Here is an 18,571-nt window from a genome sequence, read left to right as displayed (position 1 = left end):
ACCCGCACCACGACGGCGCGGCACCCGACCGACCAGCCCCCACCCCCTCCGAGGAGGACCCGCCGGAGGCAGCCTTTCCGCCCCCGCCGGCACCCAACCGACCTCACGTTCGAGATGTCCGCGGACCTGTGCCTACGGTGCGCTCGACGAGCACCGACTACGAACAGGACTGGGGAACAGGTGAGCAACGCAGCGACACCGCCGGTGAGTGCAGCGGAGCTTCGACGGCGAGTCCGAGCCGTCGAAGCGCTCAAGGCCAAGACGCGAGAAACGGCCGTGGCGACGGTGTTGTCCACCCGCGAGGGCGCGGAGAAGGCAGCCCTGGCGAAGGAGGAAGCCGACCTGGCGGCAAGGGAGGCTGCGGCGGCGGCCCTACGGCTTTTCGACAACGACGCGGACCTAGTGGCGGAGTTGCTGGGGGTATCGGCAGAGGAGCTGGAACGGGACGCGAAGCCTGTTACCGCTGCTCGCGCGAAGGAGGTGATCGAGGAGCTACGGGCACGTGCCGACCGTCCGCGCACCCGCCGCACCCGAACCTCCCGGACGGAGGCAACAGCGGCTCCCGCCGCGCCGGCCGCGGTTGTCTCCGCCGATGACGGAACGGTCGATGCCGCCTGAACAAGACGGCCTCGGACCCGGACTGTTCCCGCTCGCAGCGGTACGGTCCGGGCCCGAGGCCGTTGACGAACAGCTCTCCCTCATCGGAGACCCAACGCCCGTTCGTGTGCCCGCTGTTGAGTGGACCGTGTGGCTCACCGACGATGCGGTGCGGTCTCGATACTGGGCGAAGGTCTACCGAACGACCTCGACCTCCGGCTGCTGGTTCTGGACGGCGGGCATCTCCAGCACGGGACATGCCAGTTTCCGGGCGGCTTCACGACCCGGCCGCACCCGACGTGGCACCGTACCTGGCCATCTGTACGGATATCAGCTCGTGCACGGTGTCATCCCGCGTCTCGGCTGGGGCAACGACAACCCCACTGTGTGTCACACCTGCGACAACCATTCCTGCCAGCGGCCCGAGCACCTACGCCTTGGTACGCCCGCTGAGAATCGAGCCGAGTGGCTGGCCCGCCGGAAGGACCCGGGAAGCCCGCTGGCCGACCTCCGAGGTCCTGCCGGTCGGTCGCGTGCCATCGGAGCCGCCGTCCGCGCCGGCCAGGAACGCGGGGAAGGTGAGTCCGGAGTCGTCGCGCGCATCGGTGCAGCTATCGCGGCGGGTAGGCCACTGAGCCTGTGGTGATCTCCTGACCACCACCGCGGCGCAGGGCGCGTCCCCCTCCGTTACCGTCGAGACGTCGCACCGCAGGTTGCGGGCGCGTACGTGTCAGAGGAGTGACGTCATGCCCAATGTGCACCCCAGCCACAGCGGCATGCCGTCGCTGTACAACGCCGAGGTCAGCAGCTACCGCGGCCGGTGGACGATGTCGGTCATCGGCCCTGACCGCGCAGTCGTAGCGGGGCCCAATATCGACCTCGGCCCTGCGGATGTTCTGACCGAGGCGCATCCCGACGATCCGGGGCGGTACCTGATCGCCGTCGAAGGCGAGGTGCCGGTCCTCCCGAGGGAGGCAGCGGTACAGCACCTGGAGAAGCACGGGTTCGTGGTCGCAGCTAGCGCGCGAGGCGACGCACGTACCGATGAGGGCTGGACGCAGGTCGCCACGGCGCTCTGGACAGCACCGTGCCAGCCCACTGCGTGACCGCAGCCGATTGGCACGGCGCGTCAGGGCGCCGCAGGTGAGTCACTGCCGTACTTCAACGGGTAGAGATCGTTCCGACCTCGTCGGCCGGCATGGTCGGCGGATCGAAGACTGGGCTCGCATCGGCCCGCCTCTGGCGTCGCGAGGACGACCGCCACTGCACCGAAACTGCCTAGTGAAAGCGGGCTGGCTGCCTTGTGATCACTGTTGGTTAGGCTGTGCTCATGCCACGTGTACGACTCTCGCTTGTTGCTGCCCTCGTCGGGATGACCGCGCTCACCGCCTGCTCCTCCGACGGCGGCGAGTCCACCTCGGCCACCGGCTCGTCGGGCGGTGATAAGGCGGCCTCCTCGGCGGCCCCGAAGCCGATCACGAAGAACCTCCCCCAGGGAGCCATCACCCAGGCGCTGCTGGGCGAGGGTGAGACGCTGCCCGGGTACTCCCCGCACGACGGCAAGTCGGTGACGGAGGAGGGGGAGTACTGCAACTCCACGGAAGAGGACTCCATCCCCAAGGGATGGGCGCTGGGCAGCAACGCCGACTACGAATACAACGGTTCCACGCTCAACATGGCCTCCGTGGACATCTGCCTCTTTGACACGGCCGAGGACGCACACAACGCCTACATGTCGTGGAAGGGCACCGAGACGAGCAAGGAGCAGCCCACCAAGCCGTCCGTGGGCGAAGAGAGCACGCTCGTGATCAACCCGGGCGCCAGCGAGGACAGCGTCTACGGGTACAGCCGCTCGGGCAAGGCCAACATCCGCGTAAAGGTCGACGGCAACACCGGCGGCGACCCCTCGGGCGCGCAGGCCATGCTCGCCGCGACACTGAAGCGCCTTCAGCAAGTCCAGGACGGGAAGCCCGCCACGGTCACGGCCGCAGACGAACAGAACACCGCCGGCCAGTAACCAGGCACAGCCGAGTGATGGCGCACGACGGCGCCACAAGAACGGACGAGGCGGAGTTCCTTCCGCATGGCAACCATGCCGAGCACGCTGCCCCTCGCCCGCTACTCCTGGGTGACTCGCCGCAATGTCCCGGCCGGGGCTCGCAAGACGGAACCGATACGTCTTCCCCCGGCCATCTGGCACCGCGTGCGTGGGCCTGCCGGTCCACGCACGCGGCAGATCCGGTCCCGTGAACCGCACCTACTCGTCAGTACCGGCGGCTGGGGAGCTGCCCTCCAGATGCTGGCGGATGGTGACGTACTGCTCGGGCTCCCACTCCGGCGAAGCCGCCAGTTGCTCTCGGACCCAAGCATCGATCTTGTGGTTCAGTTCCTCATCGCACGTGTCCATACTGGTGCTCCCTGTGAACACACCAGGTCAGAGCTACCTGGTTGTCTAAGTGCAGTGGCACCAGTGGCACGCGGAGTAGCCGACCGACAGCAGAACGGGCACATCGCGCCGCCGCGCTTCCTCGAAAGCCTCCGGCGCCCAGGGCCACCAGTCGACCGGATTGTCAGCGTGCTGAAGAAGATAAGGCGAGGTCACGCCAGCCAGCCGGTTCATACGAGCCAGCCTCTCACAGTGCCCCACCTCGTCAGCGAGGCCCGCGCGGGCTCCGCCCCGCTCGGCCGAACTGCACTTACCGGGCATCGTCACACGGCACAGGCCCGGCTCAGGCGATGGCAGCGATGTCGCCATCGTCGAAGTAGATGGCCTGGTGAAGACGTCCGCCGAGCGCGACGGCGAAACGTGCGAGAACGTCCTGCCCTGAAACGTGCCCCCGCTCGATCTGCGACACGCGCCCCTTGGTGACGCCCATACGATCGGCCACGTCCTGCTGGGTGAGTCCGCGGGCTCGTCGCAACTCCGCCAGACGGCGCCCGGTCATCTCCGCGAGGAGCTCCTCCTTACCTTCCCGCACCGCCTCCTCACCGCCGGCGCGGGCAACATTCTCAGCGCGGATGTCCTGCCAGCGCGTGTAGCCGCTCACGATCGCCCTCCTTCTTCCTGGGCTCGTTCCTTCACATAGATCTCGTATCGCTCTTCAGCCAGCGGAATGGCCTCCTGATACCACTCATTCCACCGCCCCGCTTTGTCCCCCGCCACCAGCAGAATGGTGCAGCGCCACGGGTCGAAAGCGAACAGGATCCGCACCGTGCCGGGACGCAATTCCTTCAGGTTCGCCATCGAGGAGCCGTGAATAGTGTCCACCAGCGGACGTCCCAGCCCTGGCCCGCCCTCCGCCAGCGCATCCAGCGCCTGAACCACTCTGGCGTGCGCTGGGCCCTCAAGGCAGTCGATCCACTCACGCACCTCGTCGACGAGGAAGATCTCCCATTCGGCATCCACCCGGTGGAGTATAGCAAACGCTATACTCCACCGCCCGTGCCCATGCCCGACGGAACCAACCTCTACCGCTCAGTGAGATCGTGGACGGATGGTCGTCGTGAGCCCGAACGCCTCCAAACGGCACAACCGGCTGGCCCGGATCCTGGCCAACGCCCTGGACACCGCCGCAGGCCCGGACTGGAACGCCGACACGGACTTCGACGTCCGCCTGCAGGACGTTCCGCTCACCAACCGCCGCCCGGACGTCATCGTCTACCAGGCGGAGACCCTCGACCTCACGCCCACCCGCCCCGAACATCTGCTCCTGGTCGTCGAGGTCGTGTCGCCCGGCTCGGAGACCACCGACCGGATCGTGAAGGTGGACCAGTACGCCCGGCATCCCCTTCTACTGGCGGGTCGAACAGGCTGCCACCGGTGTCCCCATCGTCTGCACCTACGTTCTCGACCCCGCCACCAAGGCCTACCGGGACGGCGACATGTTCACCGGCGTGATCAAGGCTGCCGTGCCCTTCTCCGTCACCGTCGACTTGGGAACCATCTGACAGCCCGCCGAACTCAGCCAGGAAGCGTTGCGCGTCCGGATGGATCTCGAACTCGTCGTGCTCCTGCAGCACGCGCTCCCACTCCGCCGTCGGCACCGAACGCCCCGGACGCCAGCCCGCCTTCCGTAGCAGCCGCTCGGTCTCCGTCGACCACCGCTGCCCGGATCCGCTCTGCATCGCTCAGTCACCGCCGTATCGCTAAGTCACCGCCGTGATTCCCAACCGGTCCAGCACACATGTTGGTATGACGGACACGGTGGACGCGACCCCGATCGATCCCCTGCCCGGCGTCGGGCCATCAGGCCAGATAGCCGCCGTCGATGTCGAGGACGGCACCCGTGACGAATGACGCCTGTGGACTGGCGAGGAACACGATTCCCGCCGCGATCTCCTCCGGGCGGCCGAAGCGGCCCATGGCGTTGGCCGCGCGCCGAGCGTCCGCGAAGGGGCCGGTCGGGGGGGCATGTCCGTTGCCACCGAGCCGGACTGGACAACGTTGACGGTGATGCCCCGGGGCGCCAGGTCCCGGGCCGCCCCCATTTCCGCAAGGCTGTCGACCGTTACGTGGAGGGGCCCGCCCAGCACGCTCTCGACGCACTCCACGAGCCCACCGCGCGCGCCGTCGCCGAGCGGCTGCTGCGCGGCGCTGCCGAGGTCACGACCGCACCGGACAACCCTTCGGGCGGCTGCCTCATCGTGCAAGGAGCCCTCGTCGCGGGAGGCCAGGGAGCCGTGGCCCGTGAGGAGCTGGCCGCACGCCGGCGCGCCGGGGAGGACCGCCTGCGCGAACGGTTCGAGCGGGCCGAGGCCGAAGGTGAACTGCCGGCCGGCACCGATGCCGGGGACCTGGCCCGTTACATCGCGATGGTGTCGTACGGGATCTCGGTCCAAGCGGCAGGGGGCGCCGGCCGGGAGGAACTCCACCGGGTCGTCGACATCGCTCTCAACGCCTGGCCACGCCACGCCACGGGCGCTCCTGCACCATGAAGCCTGAGACCGCTCGGGCGCCGTCCTGACGCGGCCCGGACGGCCGATCGGGCGGGACGGGGCGGCGTTCCGTCGGGACCACGCGCAACCGACATGCCGTCAGGCCGAAATGGGAGGCCGACGATGCCGTGACCCCGAAGGACGGTGTGCAGCGCGAGCCAGTCGCAACCGTCGCATTCGGTCGGACACCAGAAGCGGCACGACGGCTTCGCCGCGACCGGTGCATCATGGGACCCGGACGCCCGACGGGACCTACGCGGAAGAGCGGACTGGTACGTGACACGCATCCTGGTCATCGGTGGCGGAATTGCCGGTACGGCGACCGCGCTGGCCCTGCACAAGGCGGGATTCGACGTCGCCGTGCACGAAGCGCATCGTGACACGGCCGAGGACATCGGGGCGTTCCTGACCCTGGCGAGCAACGGAATGCGTGCGCTGGCGCAGCTCGACGCCTCGGACGTGGTCACCGCGCTCGGCTTTCCGCTGCGTTCCATGCGGCTGCTCGACGACCGGGGCGGCGAAACGGCCCAGGTGCCGCTGGGAGAGGCCGACGACACGCTCCTGCGGTACCGGTGCCTGCGCCGGGGCGAGTTGAACGCCGCCCTGCAGGCCGAGACCCTGCGCCGGGGCATCGGACTGTCGCACGGCGCACGGCTGGTGTCCGTGGAGAACGGCCCGGGCGGGGTGACCGCGCGCTTCGCCGACGGCAGCGTCGCGACCGGCGATCTGCTCGTCGGTGCGGACGGCCTGAACTCGACCGTCCGGCGATCGATCGCGCCCGGCGCCGAGCCCGTCCACGCGGGGCAGAGCGTCTACTACGGCTACACGCGCGGCACCCCGGCGGCGGAGGACACGGGGCACATCACCATGGTGCGGGGCAGCAGCACCGCCTTCGGCTACGCGGTCTCGCCGGACGGGGAGACGTACTGGTTCGCCCGGGTCGGCGGGGACCCCGTCCCCGCCGGGGAACTCGCAGACCCCGCACCGTCCGCTTGGCGGCAGCGGCTCGTCGGGATGCTGCGCCGGGACGCCACCCCCGCCGCGGACATCGTCGCGGGGTCCACCGACGACCTCATGGCCACCAACGCCACCGAGATTCCGCTCGGCACCCCCTGGCACTCCGGACGGACGCTGATCATCGGGGATGCGGCGCACGCGGCCTCACCGGCGACGGGCCAAGGGGCCTCGATGGCGCTGGAGGACGCCGTCGTCCTCGCCAAGTCCCTGCGGGACACGCCCGATCTCGACAGCGGGCTCTCCCTCTACGAGGCGTGCCGCCGCCCGCGGGTCGAGCACAACATCACCGCCAGCGGACAGATCTCCCGCGGAACGCGCACCGCTTCGCGCCCCGGCGGGGCACCGGCGCCCCAGCGTCCCGGCGACGACACGCTGGCCCACCAGTTGGACTGGAACCTCGATCTGCGCACCGTCGTCCCGCCCGTCACGCGAACCGGATGATCCGTTTCCACGTTCGGTGACCGCATGAGGCGAGCGGGCCGGGCCACGCCCGCGGCCCGGCAGCGGGCCGTCCGGGCCCGCGCTCACCGGAAGCAGCCGTTGCACTCCTCCGGAGCGGCCGCAGCGCTCACCCGGAGCCGCCGCAGCGCCGCGGCGATGACACCCGTCCGACGGCGCCCCTCCGGCGGCCCGGCGCGACCGGACGAACCGGCAGCGCGGATCAGGCGTGCTGCGCCCCGCGTGCCAGCAGCATCAGGGCGTCGACGAGTTCCTCGGCGGGCAGGCCGGTGGCGAGGCTGCGCAGTTGCAGTCCGAAGACCAGCGCGACGGCGGTGCTCGCCAGGCGCTCGGCGTCCGGTACGCCGAGACCGGTGAGGATCCGGGCGGCCAGCTGGTCGTACGCGGCGAAGCACTGCGCGGCCGCGGTGCGCAGCCGCTCGTCGCGGCCGGCCTGGACGTAGAGCTCGAAGGGTGCGATGTACCTGCCGTCGGTCTGCGTGCACCCGGCGACCTGGCCGACCGTGGCGGAGGCCCGGTCGACGTCCATCCCCTCGGTCTCGCACTGGTCGGCGAGCTCGGTGAAGCGCCGGGTCTCCTCGGCGACGAAGTGCAGCAGGCTCTCCCGCAGCAGCTCGTGCTGGGTCGTGAAGTGGTAGGTGACCGAACCGAGGGAGACCTTGGCCTCCTCGGCGATCCGCCGGTTGGTGACCCCGGCGACGCCGTCCTCACCAATGATGCGCAGGACGGCGTCGATGATGCTCTGCCGGGTTCCGGAGGACTTGGACATGGCGGTCATTGTGCCACCGGCGCGGCGGCGGTGGGACGGCGGTAGCCGAGGTCAGCGGGGCCGTACCCGCCACGGACGCCCCCGGTCGCGCGGTGCGGGCGGGCGCATGCGCCGCGGTTGACACGGTCACCCCGCCTTCATGCTGTTCGTTCGAACGAACAGTATTCGAGAGGCTCGCACCATGCGCATCGCAGGATCAACCGTTCTCCTCACCGGGGCCGTCGGCGGCATCGGCCAGGCCCTTGCTCGCGACTTGGCCGCCAAGGGGGCCGAGCTGATCCTCTCCGGGCGCCGCGCCGAGCCCCTGGAGGCGCTCGCCGGCGAACTCGGCGCCCGGGCGGTCACCGCCGATCTCGCCGACCCGGACCAGGTCGACCACCTCGCCCGGGCCGCCCGCGACGCGGACATCGTGATCGCCAACGCCGCGCTGCCCTCCACCGGCGATCTCCTCGACTACACGCCCGAGCAGATCGACCGCGCGCTGACGGTGAATCTGCGCGCCCCCGTCATGCTGGCCCGCGCGCTCGCACCCCGGATGGTCGAGGCGGGCCGGGGCCACATCGTCCTCGTCGGCTCGACCTCCGGGAAGACGGCCACCAAGTACTCCTCGCTCTACAGCGCGGCCAAGTTCGGGCTGCGCGGCTTCGCGCTCTCCTTCCGCCAGGACCTGCACGGCACGGGGGTGGGGGTCTCGCTGGTCCAGCCCGGCGCCGTCCGCGACGTAGGGATGTTCGCCGCCACGGGCGCCACCCCGCCCACCGGCGTGCGCATGGTCTCCCCGGCCCAGGTGGTGGCGGGAGTGGTCCGGGCCGTCGAGCGCGATCTGTGCGAAGTCAATGTCGCGCCGGTGGAGTTGAAGGTGCTCAGCGCCCTCGCCGGGCAGTTCCCCGGCTTCGCGGAGAAGGCACAGCGCGGCTCCAGTGCCGAGCGCACCATCAACCAGGTCGCGGCGGCCCATCGGGACCGGCGGTAGCCGGCTGCCGCGGCGCCGCCGGAGGCCACCGGGCGGCGCCGCCACGGGAGCACCGTTCCCGCCGTGCCACTGCCCGCCGGACCAGGCGCCGCGCAACGCCCTGCCGGAGCGCTCAGGCCACCCATCCGCTGGTCAGCGTCTGCACCGCCGCACCGTCGAGGTCCTTGAGCTTCGCCTCGGCGAAGGCGCGCGCGGCGTCCGAGGGGAGCACCCGGAAGGCGGGCCGCTCGGCCGCCAGCAGCTCGACCATCCGCCCGGCCACGTCCTGCGGGGTCTGTGCGTGGGCGAAGGCGCCACGGGTGCGCTCCAGATAGGCGGACAGCGCGGGGGCGTACGGCCCGGCCTGCTCCAGGACGTCGTCGCGGACGCCCACGTTGCTGACGAACTCGCTGGCCACCGCACCCGGCGCGACCACGCTGACGGACACACCGGCCGTCGCCGCAACCGGCGCGAGGGACTCCATGAAGCCCTCGACCGCGAACTTGGCGGCGCAGTAGGCCTCGTTGAAGGGCTGGCCGATCAGGCCGCCCACGCTGGTCACGGTCACCACCCGGCCCTTGCTCGCCCGCAGCAGGGGCAGGGCCGCCTTCGTCACGTGCAGCACGCCGAAGAAGTTGACCTCCATGACGGCCCGCACGTCCTCGACGCTCTCCTGCTCGAGGGTGCCGAGGTGACCCGCGCCGGCGTTGTTGACCAGGGCGTCCAGCCGGTCGACGCCGGCCAGGCAGGAGGCGATCGAGGCCGGGTCGGTCACGTCCAGCGCCCGGACGTCGACGGCGACCGAGGCCTCCTCGGCCGCCGCCCGCAGCGCGCCCGCCTTGGCCGTGTCGCGCATGGTGGCGATCACGTGCCAGCCGCTCCGCGCGGCGGCGACGGCGGTGGCCAGGCCGATGCCGGAGGAGGTGCCGGTGATCAGGACGGTCTTGGTGCTGGTGCTCATCTGCGGACCCATCTACTTATGAACCATAACTAAGGTTGGGCATAACTATGGGCCCCGTTATTTCACGTTGTCAAATACATCGGTAGACTGCGCGGCATGTCCCATGCACCGGATGAGCTGACCAGGGAGATCGTCGGCCTCATCGCGGCCATCACCCGCCGCTACACCCAGGAGGCCGAGGCCGCCGCGTCCGCGCACGGGCTGACCCCGCTCCAGGCCAAGGCGCTGCTCGCCGCCGAAGAGCCGGTCCCGACGCGCCGGATCGCCGACCGGCTGCACGCGGAGCCCTCCAACGTGACCGCCATCATCGACCGGCTGGAGTCCCGCGGCCTGGCCGAGCGCAGCCTCGATCCGGGCGACCGCCGCGTGAAACGCGTCGCCGCCACCGAGGCCGGCCGCACCGTCGTCACCGACCTCCGCGCCCGGATGCCCTTCGCCGCCGCCCCGCTGGCCCAGCTCAGCACGGAGCAGCGCGAGTTCCTGCGTGAGCTGCTGCAAGGGGTCCTGGACGCCTGACACCCGCCGACGGGCAGCCGCGCTCAGCGTGGCGAGTGCCTTGAGAGAGGTGACTCCTGCGGGCACGCCGCCCCGCAGGCCCGGCGCGTCCGGCACGCGCGCGAGAGCCGGGTCCGCAGGTCAGCGGTCGTGGCCGGTGCTGCTGCGCGGTGTGTCGGCGGCGTCGTCCGGGTGGCCGGGGCGTGCGGTGGCCCCGGTGTCCGGCGCGGGGTTCGGCGTGGTGTGCGGCGTCCGCTCGGCCGTGGAATCCGTCGCCGCCCAGCTGCCCAGCAGGCGCAGCGCGTGTGCGGAGGGGGTGTCGGGTTCGGCGGTGTAGAGGTAGAGGGCCCGGTCCGGGTCGTCGGGCAGGGGGAGGGTCTCGTAGTCGAGGGCCAGCTCGCCGACGACGGGGTGCCGGTAGTGCTTGGTGCCGTGGGTGTACTGGAGCACGTCGTGGTCGGCCCACCACTGGCGGAAGTCCTCGTCGTGCACGGACAGCTCGCCGATCAGCTCGGTCAGGCGGGGGTCGTGCGGGTGGTGTCCCGCGTACAGGCGCAGGACGGACACCGTGCCGCGGGCCGCGGTTTCCCAGTCGGCGAGCAGGTCACGGGCGGCGGGGTCGAGGAAGATGAACCGGGCGAGGTTGCGGTCGCGGTGCGGCAGCGCGTCGAAGTCGGTGTACAGGGCCTTGGCGAGCGGGTTGGCGGCCAGCACGTCCAGCCGGTGACCCATGATCATCGCGGGGATGTCGGACAGGGAGTCGAGCAGCCGCAGCAGTCCGGGCCGTACGCGCTGCGGCGGCACCGCGCGGCGGCGGGCCGAGCCCGGCCGGGGGCAGGCCAGGTCGAACAGATGGGCGTGCTCGGCCGCGTCCAGGCGCAGCGCGCGGGCGATGGCGTCCAGCACCTGCGCGGAGGCGTTCACGCTGCGCCCGCGCTCCAGCCGCACGTAGTAGTCGACGCTGATGCCGGCCAGCCGGGCCACTTCTTCACGGCGCAGTCCCGGCACCCGGCGGGGGCCGGTGTCCGGGCCCAGGCCGGCCTCGTGGGGGCTGGTCCGGGCCCGGCGCGAGCGCAGGAAGTCGCGCAGCTCGAGGTTGGGCTCACGCCCTGCTGACGTGCTCATCCGTTCAGCGTAGGTGGGTGCGTGCTACTGCGGCGCGGTGGAAGGGGGGCCTGACAAACCCCCTTTCCAGGCGCCCGGCGTGGTCCCCGTGATGGTCTCCTGGATGGTGCCTCCCGTTCGTATCCGCTCTTGAAAGGGACCACCATGTCCAAGCCCCTGATCGTCATCACCGGTGCCAGCTCCGGCATCGGCGCGGCCACCGCCCGCCTCCTGTCGGGCCAGGGCCACCCGCTGCTGCTGCTCGCGCGGCGGCTGGAGAAGCTGGAGGAGCTCGGTCTGCCCGAGACCCTGTGCCGCAAGGTCGACGTCACCGACCGGGACGCGCTCCGGGACGCGGTGCGCGAGGCCGAGGAGCGGTTCGGGCCGGCGGACGCGATCGTCAACAACGCCGGTGCGATGCTCCTGAACCGGATCGCGGACCAGGACGCCGAGGAATGGGACCGGATGATCGACCTGAACGTCAAGGGCGTGCTGTACGGCATCCGCGCCGTCCTTCCCGGCATGCTCGCCCGCGGCAGGGGGACGATCATCAACGTCAGCTCCGTCGCCGGCCGCAAGACCTTCCCGAACCACACCGCTTATGTGGGCACCAAGTTCGCCGTCCACGCCATGTCGGAGAACCTGCGCGAGGAGGTCGCCTCCTCCGGCGTGCGCGTGGTCACCATCGCGCCCGGCGCCGTGGAGACCGAACTGCTCTCCCACACCAGCGACGAGCGGATCAAGCAGGACTACGAGGAGTGGAAGAAGTCCGCCGGGGGTGCCCTGGACAGCCGGTCCGTGGCCGAGGCCATCGCCTACGCCTACCACCAGCCGCAGAGCGTCACCATCCGCGAGATCGTTCTCGCCGCCACCGGCCAGGAGGGCTGACCGGCACGGCGTCGCGAGAACGGCCGCCCTCGACGAGGCGCCGTCCCCGTCCCGGACGTCTCCCCTACGCCTCCCGTCCTGTCCCATCCAGCCGTTCATGCGAGTTATCCACAGGGTGCGCGGAAATCTCGTAGACGCGGAAGACTTTCCGTAGGCGACACCACTGGTGGAGGGGGAGGCCCATGACGGGCTCACTGGCTGTCCTGCGCGAGGGACACCGGGCGGACGCGGAGCGGCTGTTGACCCGCGCCGTCGAGGAGGAGGTGCGGCGCTCCGGCGGCCGCACGGACGGGGCGGTGCTGCTGGCGCGGGCACGGGAAGCGCTGGACAGCATGGCGGCGTCGGCGGCCGAGGAATACGAGGCGTATCTACGGGAGTTGGATGAGTCCGGCGGCCAACGGCCGCCCGGCGAACGGCTCTCCCGCCGGTCCCTGGGCACGCCCGCGCTGGTGGCCGCGGTGGCGGCGGTGACGGCCTTCGGCGCGGACCTGGGATCGGGCACCACGGCCGGGACGGCGCTGACCGCCGGTGCGGCGGTGGCCGTCGCGGGCGGCGCGGCCGCGGTGCTGGGACGCACGGCGGAGCGCCGGCCGTCGGCCCGCCGGCAGGCGGGGCTGCGCGGCGGACCGGGCGGCGCGGAGCAGTTGCGCCTGCAGTGGCTGACGGCGCTGGAGGTGCGGGGGATCCGGCCGTTCCTGGACCAGCAGCGGATGCTCGCCGCGGCCACGCGGCGGGACACCGGGGCCGGGATTCCCGCGGCGCGGGGCCAGGGCGCCTCGGCCGGCCGCGGGCCACAGCTGCGCGGCGGCGACAAGAGCGCGGCGGCGCTCCGGCGGAGCGTCCTGCAGCAGTCCTTCGGCCATCTCCCCGAGGAGGACGGCCCGTTCGCGGGCCGCCGGGCCCAGCTGCTGCAGATCGCGCAGTGGGTGCACGCGTCCCGGGCGAGCACGGAGACGGTGCCGACGGTGGTGGTGCTGCACGGGGCGCCGGGCTCCGGCCGGACCACCCTGGCGGTGCGGGCCGCGCACCATCTGCGCGACCAGTTCCGCGGCGCCTGCGTCGTGGACCTGCGCGGGGACAGCGCCGAGGAGCCCCCGCTGCCCACCCGGGACGCCCTGCTGCATCTGCTCAACCGGCTGGGCGCGCCCCGCGAACAGCTGCTCTTCCGGGAGCGGTCCTCCCCGGAGCAGCAGGTCAAGCGGCTGAGCGAGCTGTACCACCGGCATGTGGCGGGGCTGCCGGTCACCGTGGTCCTCGACGACGCGTCCGATCCGGAGCAGGTGCGCGTGCTGCTGCCGGAGCGTTCGGACAGCCTGCTGCTGGTCACCGCCCGCACCCCGCTCGACCTGCCGCCGGAGTTCCCCGCCCGGGTCCACCAGCTGGCGGTGGAGCCGCTGGAGGCGGCCGGGGCCGAGGAGTTGCTGAAGGCGGTCGCGGAGCGGTCGGCGGGCCCCTACGACATGGCCGCGGGCGACCGGATCCGCGAGCTGTGCGGCGGGCTGCCGCTGGCGTTGCGGGTCGCCGGATCCGCGCTCGGCGCGCGGACGCCGAGCGGTCTGGCGGACGATCTGGCGGCCTGCGCCGCGGCGGACCCGGTCGAGCGGGCGCTGCGCCTGCGCTACGCCGACCAGCCGGAGGCCGCGCGCAGGCTGCTGCGCCGGCTGTCCCTGGCGGGCCGGGCCAGCCTGGGCGCGGCGGCCGCCGCCGCGCTGCTCGCCACCGACGAGCAGGAGGCCGTGCGGCGGCTGACCGCACTGTCCCGGGCCGGGCTGATCGAGCACGTGCGCGGCAGCCGCTACCGGCTGCACGACCTGGTGCGCCGCTTCGCCCACACCCGGCTCCTCGACGAGGAGGACCCGGCCGAGCGGTCGGCTGCCCAGGAGCGCCTGATCCGCAGCTACGCGGAGCTCGCGGACTCGGTGATCCGGCTGGTGGACGGCAAGACGTCGACCCGGGCGGACCTGGTGTCCCACGGTCCCGCGGGCTCGCACGGCTTCACCTCGCTCGACGCGGCGCTGCGCTGGCTGGACGACGAGTCGAGCTTCATCACCGCGGCCCTGCGGCACGCGGAGGACGTGGACCAGTCGGCGGTGCTGCACCTGCTCGGCGCGCTGTGCGACTACTGCCTGCTCCGCGGCGACCTCTACCGGCTCGGCGAGCTGAGCGACCTGACGAAGGCCGCCGACCGGGGGCTGCTGGTGCGGTCGGTGCAGTGGCGCACCGGTGTCGCGGCACGCCAGCTCGGCGAGCTGGACAAGGCCCGCACGACCCTGTCGTCCGTGGTGGATCTGTACTTCGAGGCCCAGCACCCCTCCGGCGCGGCCCGCGCGCTGCGGGACCTCGGCATCACCCTGCACCACCAGGGCAATCTCCCGGAGGCCGCGGCCAAGCTCCGGGAAGCCCTGGACATGCAGACCGGCGAGGAGCTGAGCGGTGACCGGGCGTGGACGCTGCACGCTCTGGCGGCGGTGGAGCGCGACCGGGCTCATGTCGCGGAAGCCCTGGAGATGCTGCACACGGCACTGGAGCTGCACCGGCGCAGCGAGAGCGTGCACGGCCAGGCGTGGGCGCACTTCCAGCTCGGCCAGGTCCACTTGCGGCTGGGCGCCGTCCCGGACGCCGAGCAGGAGCTGCGGCAGGCCCTCGAGGAGTACGGCAGCACCCGCGACGGCCGGGGCGAGGCCTGGGCGCTCACGGAGCTGGCGCGGGCCCGGCTGGTGGACTCCGACGCGGGCACCGCGGCGGACCAGCTGCGGCAGGCGCTGTCGCGGCACGCGGACAACGAGGACGCCCGGGGTGAGGCGTGGACCCGCTACTACCTCGGCCAGGCCCTGGAGGAGCGGGGCGAGCACGACGAGGCGGTCCGGGAGCTGGAGCGGGCCCGCACGATGTTCAGCCGCATGCGGGACGCCTACGGGCTGGCCTGCGCCCGGCACCACTCCGGCCGGGTCACCCGTGACCAGCGCGCGGCCCGGACGGGGAGCCTGCTCAACAGCGGTTTCGCCCGACAGCTGCTCCAGGACGCCCGGCAGGACTTCCAGCGGGTGGGCGTCGCGCACGGCCAGGCCTGGTCCTGCCTCGAACTCGCGGTGATCGACGCGGGCAACGGCCGGTCCGCGCAGGCCCTGGACCTCACCGAGGAGGCGGGCCGGCTGTTCGTGGAGTACGGGGACCGGCGCGGTGAGGACTGGTCCCGCTTCCTGCGCTGCACGCTGCTGCCGCTGACGTCGCCGGGCGGATCGGTGGTCGGCACGGCGGTGGCCCAGGAGGAGCTGGCCGAGCTGCTGCGGGACGCGCATCCGATGCGCGACGGGAAGCTGGAGGACTGCGCGGAGGCGTACGCGCTGATCCTGGAGCGCGGTGTCGAACCGGAGACCGGCTGGCAGGCGTGGCGGCTCGGCATGGTGCCGAACCGCCACTCCCGGGAGGTGATGGGCGTGACCGTGGCGGCCACGGGCCAGGAGCCGGGGCCGGCGCCGGGGTAGCCCGACGCCCGGGCCGGGCGGGTGGCCGGCCGCGTTCCGGCTCGCCCACCGCCCGGCCGGTCGGCCGGTCGGCCGGTCGGCCGGTCGGCCGGTCGGCCGAGCGGCCGAGCGGTGCTTCGGCCCGCCGAGCGGTCCTGCTTCGGCCCGCCGGTCGGTCCCGCTCCGGACCGTCCGCACGGGCCGGTCAGGTCCCGCTCCGGCCCGTCGACAACCGGCCCGTCGGCGACCGGACCGTCCGCGACCGGCCCGTCCTCCGCCCCGCCGGTCAGTCCTGCTTCGGCTTGTCCTTCGACCGGCCGGAGGAGGCGCCGGCCGTGCGCTCCGCCGAGGCGGAGGCACCCGAGGCGGAGGCACCCGCGGCGGAGGCACCCGCGGCGGAGGCGGCGGGCGCCTCTTCGAAGTCGATCTTCGTGAACTGCTTGTTCATGCTCTTCATCAGCAGCCACACCGCACCGCCGATGAGCGCGAAGACGATGAAGCCGAGGACGCCGGGCGTCACCTTTTTCTCGTCCAGCTCCTTGGCGAGCGGGACGAGATGCGTCATGGCGAGCTGAGTGGTCGCAGAGGTCATGCGGCTAATTCTCCCGGATGCCCGTGAAGAGGTCGTCCTCGGGGAGGGAGGTGTCCACGAGCGACTTCGCGAGCTCGTACTCCTCCGTGGGCCAGACCTCCTGCTGGAGCTCCATCGGGACGCGGAACCAGCCCCCGTCGGGGTCGATCTGCGTGGCGTGCGCGATCAGCGCCTTGTCGCGGATCGGGAAGAACTCGGCGCAGGGAACGTGCGTGGTCAGCGTCCGCTCGACGCGCTCGAACTCCTTCCAGCGCTTCAGCCACTCCCCGTACGGCGACTCCATGCCCCGGGCGAGGAGCGCCTCGTGCAGGGCGACGGTCCGCGGCCGGTTGAAGCCCTGGTTGTAGTAGAGCTTCAGCGGCTGCCACGGTTCCCCGGTCCCCGGGTACTTCTCCGGGTCCCCCGCGGCGTCGAAGGCCACCATGGAGATCTTGTGGGTCATGATGTGGTCGGGGTGCGGGTAGCCGCCGTTCTCGTCGTACGTGGTGATCACGTGCGGCCTGAACTCGCGGATCAGCTTCACCAGCGCGCCCGCCGCCTCGTCGACGTCCTGGAGCGCGAAGCACCCGTCGGGCAGCGGCGGCAGTGGGTCCCCCTCCGGAAGGCCGGAGTCCACATAACCCAGCCAGGACTGTTTGACGCCCAGGATCTGCCGGGCCTCGTCCATTTCCTTGGCCCGCACCTCGTGGATGTGTTCCTCGATGTAGGGGTCGCCCTGCAGCTTGGGATTGAGGATGGAGCCGCGCTCACCGCCCGTGCAGGTCGCGACCAGCACGTCCACCCCCTCGGACACGTACTTGGCCATGGTCGCCGCGCCCTTGCTCGACTCGTCGTCGGGGTGGGCGTGGACCGCCATCAATCGCAGTTGCTCGGTCAAGACTCGATCCTCGGATCCTGAAGTCATGGGTCGCAGCCCTCTCCCACGGTTGGAGAAGGCGCCTTCTATAGTGACCGAAACGACGGGCCGTAAATTCCGCGGTCCACATCGCGGGAGGAACGACCATGAGCGGCACGCGCGCAGAGCTGCCGGAGGGGCGGTACGGCCGTTCCGCCGACGCCCGCGCCGACCGCACCCTGAAGATCGTCGGCGCGGTGCTGGGCACGGCACTGCTGGCGGTGATCTGCTGGTCGGGCTTCTCCTACATCGCCGGCGAGGCCGTCAGCGGCGAGGTGATCAAGTCCAAGGTCGTCACGGACTCGGCCGTCGAGGTCCACCTCGAGGTCCGTAAGGACGCGCACACGGACGGTGTCTGCACGGTCCGCTCACTGGCCGAGGACGGCAGCGAGGTGGGCCGCAAGGACATCCGCTTCGAGGAGCGCCGGAGCCGCGTGGACAAGGTCGCGACGATCCGGACGACGGGGCGTGCGACGGCCACGGAGCTGGTCGACTGCACGCCGACGGCGGCCTCCGGCTGACAGCCCGGGACCGCCCGGGCACCCTCCGCTCCGCCCTCCGCGGCGACCGGGCGCACGAGCTCGGGGCATCGGCCACCCACCCGCACTGACCTGCATTGACGCGTTTTTAACCGTTTCCTCCTCCCCCTTTTCCTAGGGAATTGTTAGGCTCGTGGTTTCGCCCACCGGTGAAGGCGCAACCCTCCGGGTAGGGCGTTGCTTTGTATCCCCAGTACCGACGAGGAGCACCTGTGACCCAGACCAGCGACAACGTCACCTGGCTGACCCAGGAGGCGTACGACCAGCTGAAGGCCGAGCTGGAGTACCTGTCGGGTCCCGCACGTACCGAAATCGCCACGAAGATCGCGGCGGCTCGGGAAGAGGGTGACCTGCGGGAGAACGGCGGGTACCACGCCGCCAAGGAGGAGCAGGGCAAGCAGGAACTCCGGGTCCGCCAGCTGACCCAGCTGCTGGAGCACGCGAAGGTCGGAGAGGCCCCCGCCGCGACCGGCGTGGTCGCCCCCGGCACCGTCGTCACCATCGCCTTCGACGGCGACCCGGACGACACCCTCACCTTCCTGCTCGCCTCGCGCGAGTACGCCAGCTCGGACATCGAGACCTACTCCCCGCAGTCCCCGCTGGGCAGCGGCGTCCTCGACAAGAAGGTCGGCGACGACGCGGAGTACGAGCTGCCGAACGGCCGCAAGGCGTCGGTGAAGATCCTCGAGGCCAAGCCGTACCAGGGCTGAGCGCGCTCGCGCCGCCCCCGCGGACGGAACGAGGCCCCCGGCGCCCCAAGGAGCGCCGGGGGCCTCGTCGTGCCCCGCGTTACCGCCCGGCCCGCCGCCGTCCCGGATTCACGGATTCGGGCAGCAGGGCGGGCAGCCGCAGGCACCGGACTTCGGACAGCAGGGCGGGCAGCCGCAGGCTCCGGACTTCGGAC

19 protein-coding genes and 4 pseudogenes are annotated in these 18,571 nt (G+C 71.8%); 12 read left to right on the top strand and 11 right to left on the bottom strand.

Annotation, left to right across the window (positions count from 1 at the left end; translation table 11 throughout):
* The first annotated feature begins 180 nt into the window (after positions 1 to 180).
* The 3 genes from ABT112_RS33240 to ABT112_RS33225 all read left to right on the top strand — a co-directional run bounded on the left by ABT112_RS33240 (position 181) and on the right by ABT112_RS33225 (position 2,614).
* Complete coding sequence (locus tag ABT112_RS33240) at positions 181 to 618, top strand: hypothetical protein (RefSeq protein ID WP_351515529.1); 438 nt, start codon at positions 181 to 183, stop codon at positions 616 to 618.
* 725 nt (positions 619 to 1,343) lie between these two features.
* Positions 1,344 to 1,703 carry a hypothetical protein gene (locus ABT112_RS33230; protein WP_351515527.1) on the top strand — a complete coding sequence of 120 codons (360 nt, stop codon included), beginning with the start codon at positions 1,344 to 1,346 and terminating at the stop codon, positions 1,701 to 1,703.
* 224 nt (positions 1,704 to 1,927) lie between these two features.
* Positions 1,928 to 2,614: a hypothetical protein gene (locus ABT112_RS33225; RefSeq protein ID WP_351515526.1), complete on the top strand. Its 687-nt coding sequence runs from the start codon at positions 1,928 to 1,930 to the stop codon at positions 2,612 to 2,614.
* Positions 2,615 to 2,854: 240 nt separating this feature from the next.
* Here ABT112_RS33225 and ABT112_RS33220 read toward each other — a convergent pair whose 3' ends face one another.
* From ABT112_RS33220 to ABT112_RS33205, 4 genes and pseudogenes are all read right to left on the bottom strand, one after another.
* The gene (locus ABT112_RS33220; protein WP_351515525.1) at positions 2,855 to 3,004 is read right to left on the bottom strand and encodes a hypothetical protein; all 150 of its coding nucleotides are present in this window, start codon (positions 3,002 to 3,004) and stop codon (positions 2,855 to 2,857) included.
* A gap of 54 nt (positions 3,005 to 3,058) precedes the next feature.
* Positions 3,059 to 3,217 (bottom strand): annotated as a pseudogene (locus tag ABT112_RS33215) (DUF255 domain-containing protein); the annotation flags it as partial.
* 109 nt (positions 3,218 to 3,326) lie between these two features.
* Entirely contained in the window at positions 3,327 to 3,644 is a 318-nt protein-coding gene (locus tag ABT112_RS33210) for a helix-turn-helix domain-containing protein (protein ID WP_351515524.1), read from the bottom strand.
* Positions 3,641 to 4,003: a type II toxin-antitoxin system RelE/ParE family toxin gene (locus ABT112_RS33205; protein ID WP_351515523.1), complete on the bottom strand. Its 363-nt coding sequence runs from the start codon at positions 4,001 to 4,003 to the stop codon at positions 3,641 to 3,643. The genes ABT112_RS33210 and ABT112_RS33205 overlap by 4 nt, the downstream gene beginning before the upstream one ends.
* An 88-nt stretch (positions 4,004 to 4,091) precedes the next feature.
* On the opposite strand from ABT112_RS33205, the pseudogene ABT112_RS33200 reads away from it, so the two are divergent.
* Positions 4,092 to 4,545: pseudogene (locus ABT112_RS33200) on the top strand (Uma2 family endonuclease); the annotation flags it as partial.
* Positions 4,546 to 4,572: 27 nt separating this feature from the next.
* Here ABT112_RS33200 and ABT112_RS33195 read toward each other — a convergent pair.
* Together ABT112_RS33195 and ABT112_RS33190 are read right to left on the bottom strand one after the other, a co-directional pair.
* Positions 4,573 to 4,722, bottom strand: a pseudogene (locus tag ABT112_RS33195) (SUKH-3 domain-containing protein); the annotation flags it as partial.
* 190 nt (positions 4,723 to 4,912) lie between these two features.
* Positions 4,913 to 4,960 (bottom strand): annotated as a pseudogene (locus ABT112_RS33190) (hypothetical protein); the annotation flags it as partial.
* A 149-nt stretch (positions 4,961 to 5,109) separates the two neighbouring features.
* Between ABT112_RS33190 and ABT112_RS33185 the strand changes: the two are divergent.
* Positions 5,110 to 5,532, top strand: coding sequence for a TetR family transcriptional regulator C-terminal domain-containing protein (locus ABT112_RS33185; RefSeq protein WP_351515522.1), 423 nt, complete (start codon positions 5,110 to 5,112; stop codon positions 5,530 to 5,532).
* Positions 5,533 to 5,808: 276 nt separating this feature from the next.
* Positions 5,809 to 6,990: an FAD-dependent oxidoreductase gene (locus ABT112_RS33180; RefSeq protein ID WP_351515521.1), complete on the top strand. Its 1,182-nt coding sequence runs from the start codon at positions 5,809 to 5,811 to the stop codon at positions 6,988 to 6,990.
* Between the two features lie 220 nt (positions 6,991 to 7,210).
* Here ABT112_RS33180 and ABT112_RS33175 read toward each other — a convergent pair whose 3' ends face one another.
* A complete protein-coding gene (locus tag ABT112_RS33175; RefSeq protein ID WP_351515520.1) occupies positions 7,211 to 7,777 on the bottom strand; it encodes a TetR/AcrR family transcriptional regulator in 567 nt (188 codons plus the stop codon).
* Positions 7,778 to 7,958: 181 nt separating this feature from the next.
* Here ABT112_RS33175 and ABT112_RS33170 point away from each other — a divergent pair, with 181 nt between their 5' ends.
* Positions 7,959 to 8,750 carry an SDR family NAD(P)-dependent oxidoreductase gene (locus ABT112_RS33170; protein ID WP_351515519.1) on the top strand — a complete coding sequence of 264 codons (792 nt, stop codon included), beginning with the start codon at positions 7,959 to 7,961 and terminating at the stop codon, positions 8,748 to 8,750.
* A gap of 112 nt (positions 8,751 to 8,862) precedes the next feature.
* Here the strand turns inward: ABT112_RS33170 and ABT112_RS33165 are convergent, their stop codons facing one another.
* A complete protein-coding gene (locus ABT112_RS33165; protein ID WP_351515518.1) occupies positions 8,863 to 9,690 on the bottom strand; it encodes an SDR family oxidoreductase in 828 nt (275 codons plus the stop codon).
* Positions 9,691 to 9,786: 96 nt separating this feature from the next.
* Here ABT112_RS33165 and ABT112_RS33160 point away from each other — a divergent pair, with 96 nt between their 5' ends.
* Complete coding sequence (locus ABT112_RS33160) at positions 9,787 to 10,206, top strand: MarR family winged helix-turn-helix transcriptional regulator (protein ID WP_351515517.1); 420 nt, start codon at positions 9,787 to 9,789, stop codon at positions 10,204 to 10,206.
* Between the two features lie 120 nt (positions 10,207 to 10,326).
* Here ABT112_RS33160 and ABT112_RS33155 read toward each other — a convergent pair whose 3' ends face one another.
* Positions 10,327 to 11,310, bottom strand: coding sequence for a helix-turn-helix domain-containing protein (locus tag ABT112_RS33155; RefSeq protein WP_351515516.1), 984 nt, complete (start codon positions 11,308 to 11,310; stop codon positions 10,327 to 10,329).
* Between the two features lie 144 nt (positions 11,311 to 11,454).
* On the opposite strand from ABT112_RS33155, the gene ABT112_RS33150 reads away from it, so the two are divergent.
* Positions 11,455 to 12,177, top strand: a complete 723-nt coding sequence (locus ABT112_RS33150) for an SDR family oxidoreductase (RefSeq protein ID WP_351515515.1) — start codon at positions 11,455 to 11,457, stop codon at positions 12,175 to 12,177.
* A gap of 182 nt (positions 12,178 to 12,359) precedes the next feature.
* Positions 12,360 to 15,662 (top strand): tetratricopeptide repeat protein, encoded by a 3,303-nt coding sequence (locus tag ABT112_RS33145; protein ID WP_351515514.1) that lies wholly within the window; start codon positions 12,360 to 12,362, stop codon positions 15,660 to 15,662.
* Between the two features lie 265 nt (positions 15,663 to 15,927).
* Here the strand turns inward: ABT112_RS33145 and ABT112_RS33140 are convergent, their stop codons facing one another.
* The gene (locus tag ABT112_RS33140) at positions 15,928 to 16,233 is read right to left on the bottom strand and encodes a hypothetical protein (protein ID WP_351515513.1); all 306 of its coding nucleotides are present in this window, start codon (positions 16,231 to 16,233) and stop codon (positions 15,928 to 15,930) included.
* A gap of 4 nt (positions 16,234 to 16,237) precedes the next feature.
* Entirely contained in the window at positions 16,238 to 17,110 is an 873-nt protein-coding gene (mca, locus tag ABT112_RS33135; RefSeq protein WP_351515512.1) for a mycothiol conjugate amidase Mca, read from the bottom strand.
* Positions 17,111 to 17,235: 125 nt separating this feature from the next.
* Here mca and ABT112_RS33130 point away from each other — a divergent pair, with 125 nt between their 5' ends.
* Both ABT112_RS33130 and greA read left to right on the top strand, forming a co-directional pair.
* The gene (locus ABT112_RS33130) at positions 17,236 to 17,649 is read left to right on the top strand and encodes a DUF4307 domain-containing protein (protein ID WP_351515511.1); all 414 of its coding nucleotides are present in this window, start codon (positions 17,236 to 17,238) and stop codon (positions 17,647 to 17,649) included.
* A 230-nt stretch (positions 17,650 to 17,879) separates the two neighbouring features.
* The gene (gene greA / locus ABT112_RS33125; RefSeq protein WP_351515510.1) at positions 17,880 to 18,377 is read left to right on the top strand and encodes a transcription elongation factor GreA; all 498 of its coding nucleotides are present in this window, start codon (positions 17,880 to 17,882) and stop codon (positions 18,375 to 18,377) included.
* Positions 18,378 to 18,571 lie beyond the last annotated feature (194 nt).

The organism is Streptomyces sp. NPDC002055 (genome assembly GCF_040296705.1).
Classification (GTDB): domain Bacteria; phylum Actinomycetota; class Actinomycetes; order Streptomycetales; family Streptomycetaceae; genus Streptomyces.
The sequence above is the reverse complement of the archived record's forward strand: the minus strand, read 5'-3'. Positions and strand labels throughout refer to the sequence as shown.

What these genes read in the sequence shown, in the direction of transcription:
- ABT112_RS33230 (WP_351515527.1), top strand. Translation starts at nt 1,344, where the DNA reads ATGCCCAATGTGCACCCCAGCCACAGCGGCATGCCGTCGCTGTACAAC.
- ABT112_RS33225 (WP_351515526.1), top strand. Translation starts at nt 1,928, where the DNA reads ATGCCACGTGTACGACTCTCGCTTGTTGCTGCCCTCGTCGGGATGACC.
- ABT112_RS33220 (WP_351515525.1), bottom strand. Translation starts at nt 3,004, where the DNA reads ATGGACACGTGCGATGAGGAACTGAACCACAAGATCGATGCTTGGGTC.
- ABT112_RS33175 (WP_351515520.1), bottom strand. Translation starts at nt 7,777, where the DNA reads ATGTCCAAGTCCTCCGGAACCCGGCAGAGCATCATCGACGCCGTCCTG.
- ABT112_RS33170 (WP_351515519.1), top strand. Translation starts at nt 7,959, where the DNA reads ATGCGCATCGCAGGATCAACCGTTCTCCTCACCGGGGCCGTCGGCGGC.
- ABT112_RS33165 (WP_351515518.1), bottom strand. Translation starts at nt 9,690, where the DNA reads ATGAGCACCAGCACCAAGACCGTCCTGATCACCGGCACCTCCTCCGGC.
- ABT112_RS33160 (WP_351515517.1), top strand. Translation starts at nt 9,787, where the DNA reads ATGTCCCATGCACCGGATGAGCTGACCAGGGAGATCGTCGGCCTCATC.
- ABT112_RS33155 (WP_351515516.1), bottom strand. Translation starts at nt 11,310, where the DNA reads ATGAGCACGTCAGCAGGGCGTGAGCCCAACCTCGAGCTGCGCGACTTC.
- ABT112_RS33150 (WP_351515515.1), top strand. Translation starts at nt 11,455, where the DNA reads ATGTCCAAGCCCCTGATCGTCATCACCGGTGCCAGCTCCGGCATCGGC.
- ABT112_RS33145 (WP_351515514.1), top strand. Translation starts at nt 12,360, where the DNA reads ATGACGGGCTCACTGGCTGTCCTGCGCGAGGGACACCGGGCGGACGCG.
- ABT112_RS33140 (WP_351515513.1), bottom strand. Translation starts at nt 16,233, where the DNA reads ATGACCTCTGCGACCACTCAGCTCGCCATGACGCATCTCGTCCCGCTC.
- ABT112_RS33130 (WP_351515511.1), top strand. Translation starts at nt 17,236, where the DNA reads ATGAGCGGCACGCGCGCAGAGCTGCCGGAGGGGCGGTACGGCCGTTCC.